1 protein-coding gene is annotated in these 350 nt (G+C 71.7%); it reads right to left on the bottom strand.

Annotated elements, in window-relative coordinates; translation table 11 throughout:
- Nucleotides 1–350 (bottom strand): hypothetical protein (locus AC1DUE_RS21010; RefSeq protein WP_477041323.1); only part of this gene is annotated, 350 nt, incomplete at both ends.

A 350-nucleotide genomic window follows, 5' to 3' on the forward strand; every position in this document is an offset into this window, starting at 1 on the left:
GTCGCAGCCGTCGGCTCGTAATTGGTGAAGCTCGCCTTGACGACGTTGGCCGTGCCCGGCTCCAGGGTCTCGGCGGCCGGGTCGACGCTGAGCGTGCCGCAGGCGGCCAGCTCACCGGCGGGGGCCTGACCGAGGTCGGTCACGGTGAACCCGTCGAGGACGAAGTCGGCGCCCTCGGGTGCGTCGTCGCGCTTGCGGAGCCCGGTCCAGGTGTCGCCGCAGCCCGCTGTGACGGTCTCGGAGAAGTGCCCGGTGGTGCGCTGCTGTCCGATCGCGGTGGTGCGGGTCTCGACCGAGTCGGGGTTGCCGTCCGCCGTGATCCGGTCGTAGCCGTCGACCCACTCATAGGC

It is taken from the genome of Cellulomonas sp. P4_A2 (assembly GCF_056402515.1).